At 64.5% G+C, this 2,235-nt stretch carries 3 protein-coding genes and 1 pseudogene; 1 reads left to right on the top strand and 3 read right to left on the bottom strand.

Annotation, left to right across the window (positions count from 1 at the left end; all coding sequences use genetic code 11):
• On the top strand, positions 1 to 629 hold a 629-nt coding region (locus tag DD1DGNOD_RS17680), incomplete at its 5' end, for a toll/interleukin-1 receptor domain-containing protein (RefSeq protein WP_131770652.1).
• 6 nt (positions 630 to 635) lie between these two features.
• Here DD1DGNOD_RS17680 and DD1DGNOD_RS29725 read toward each other — a convergent pair.
• The 3 genes and pseudogenes from DD1DGNOD_RS29725 to DD1DGNOD_RS30900 form a co-directional block, all read right to left on the bottom strand.
• A complete protein-coding gene (locus tag DD1DGNOD_RS29725; protein ID WP_131767332.1) occupies positions 636 to 854 on the bottom strand; it encodes a hypothetical protein in 219 nt (72 codons plus the stop codon).
• A gap of 13 nt (positions 855 to 867) precedes the next feature.
• A pseudogene (locus DD1DGNOD_RS31340) lies at positions 868 to 1,044 on the bottom strand (hypothetical protein); the annotation flags it as partial.
• On the bottom strand, positions 1,044 to 1,892 hold the full coding sequence (locus DD1DGNOD_RS30900; protein ID WP_346434344.1) for a DUF433 domain-containing protein: 849 nt from the start codon (positions 1,890 to 1,892) through the stop codon (positions 1,044 to 1,046). The gene DD1DGNOD_RS30900 and the pseudogene DD1DGNOD_RS31340, both read right to left, overlap by 1 nt.
• Positions 1,893 to 2,235 lie beyond the last annotated feature (343 nt).

Here is a 2,235-nt window from a genome sequence, read left to right as displayed (position 1 = left end):
GCCCGGTTCTCCAGGGCAGCAACCCGGAACAGTGGTGGAGCCAGATCTTCTTCGAGCTCGACACCGGGACCATCGAGGGTGCGCCCTACCGAAGGCTGCTGCGCGCGGCAAGACAGCGTTTCCCCGGCAATGCCGTGTTCCAGCGACTTGCTGTTCGTTATCTCGCTCTTCGTTATCTCAATCTCGCCGGCGAGGCCGCTGGGGACACACTGACCACGACGGTGGCCGGGTCGTCGAAGATCTTCCTCTGTCATGCGTCCCAGGACAAACCTCGAGTCCGGGATCTCTACAAGCGGCTGCGCGGTGACGGATTCGAGGTCTGGCTCGACACCGAGGACCTGCTGCCCGGTCAGGACTGGGACCTGGAGATTCGTCGAGCCATTCGTACCAGTCGTGTTGTTCTCGTCTGCCTGTCCTCGACGTCCACGGGTAAGAGGGGGTACGTCCAGAAGGAAATCAAACACGCGCTGGACGTCGCCGACGAGCAGCCCGAAGGATCGATCTTCCTGATTCCCGTACGGCTCGAACACTGCGAGTTGCCGGATCGCCTGCAGAAATGGCACTGGGTGAATCTCTTCGAAGAAGACGGTTACGCAAAACTCGTCAAATCGCTGCGGGCAGCAGGTTGAATTTCGCTAGCCGAGATCCATTTCTTTGATCTGGTTGGAGTGAACGGCATAGATGAATGGTCCCGCCTTGGTGCACGCGGTGACGATCGCGTCGAGATTGTCGATGAATCGTTGGGCCATTTCCGGACCGGACAGGTTCTGCCGAGTGATGTAGAAGCAGCGAGCGGCGTGTTTTATGACGGCTGCCTTCTCGGCGGGTCTGCGTCTGATCCTTTCGTCTTTCATAAACGCTACCAAGCCGAGCGGTATCGGTGAGCCAGGTGACGTCCTCGACCTTCTCGTCGTGCGGGATACCGTAGTGTTCGGCGAGCGTCGTCAACTCGATACCGGCTTGTCGCAGCAGCCGAGGGACGGCGATACGACCGAGGCTGCGGTCGACGAAGACGTGGGGAAGCCCCTCGGGATGTGCTGTCACTAGGCGGCGGGTTTGCTGGCGATGCGTACGGCGTCTTCCAGCTCGTCCGGGGGGACACCGAACTCTTCAGCGACCTCCGCGAGCTGCTCGCCGGCGTGGAAGCGGCCCAGAACGTCTTCGAGCCGGGCCCCGCCATGGGAGAAAATCGGCTGACCGAACCCGCGGCGGGGGTCGACCACGACGTCGGCGTGCTGGTATTCGGGTAGACGAATGAGCTGGGCATAGCCGTCCGGCGCGAAGTCGACGCGCTGCAGGTAGGCCTCGACGATATCCCCGAACACCCGCTGGCCTTTACGCACGGCGACCAGCTCCCGTGCACCTCGCGCTTCAGGTGTGTCGCCCTGGCTCTCAGCGAAGTCGTAGAGTACCTCGGCGCCGTCGGTGTAAAGGGCCTTGGACGCCAGGACGTGCGCGATCCCGAGATCCTCGGACAGGCGGGTGAGGGCGGGCCGGATGCGTTGAAGTGGCACACCGGCACGCCGGATCGCTGCGAGCACCAGGCCCTCGGCAAGACCGATAAACGGCACCACAGCCTCGCCGTGCTCCGTCGCAGGACGTGCGGTGACGATCGGCTCACCGCGAACCGGGGGTCGTCCGGGTCGCCGTCGTGCATATCCGTATGCCCAGGTCGTAAAGGTCGAGGTCGGCACTCGCAGGTACCGGCCGGCCTCGGCGACGCTGTACAGCGGCACCTCGAAACGATCAGCATCGTTGGGCGCGACTTGCCTCCCCCCGGATACGGCGCTCTGCCGCCTATCATCCACTCCCAGCCGAACGGACCGGGTGACGTCGCATCCCACCGAGTATGGACGCACGTCCGGACGCCACACCGCCGTGTGAGCTCCCATACGTCTCACCGGCCGACCGGGCCGCGGAGCACCGCTGGAACGGCTGTACGGACTCCGCCGGCACCGGCACCGGCGATGATGACCACCGGTCCTGCTCCTTCTCAACGTAGGGGACCCTGTACGGGAGCCTGCCTGCCGGGCGCGGCAGACCTGTCGTGCCCGGTTGCCGCCGGACGCCGGTTGACTCTGTGGCCGGCGTTCGGGTGATGTGCTCCCGTACCGGACGCTGTCATTGCTGTGGCGAGGACTACGCTTACGTTACGGCGCAACCGGGGCAACCCGTCGTGACGTCGGCGCTGCGGAGGCGGGGAGGAATTCCAGTGGCACCGGTTGGCGACGCCGG

It is taken from the genome of Candidatus Protofrankia californiensis, assembly GCF_900634765.1.
GTDB lineage: Bacteria > Actinomycetota > Actinomycetes > Frankiales > Frankiaceae > Protofrankia > Protofrankia californiensis.
The sequence above is the reverse complement of the archived record's forward strand: the minus strand, read 5'-3'. Positions and strand labels throughout refer to the sequence as shown.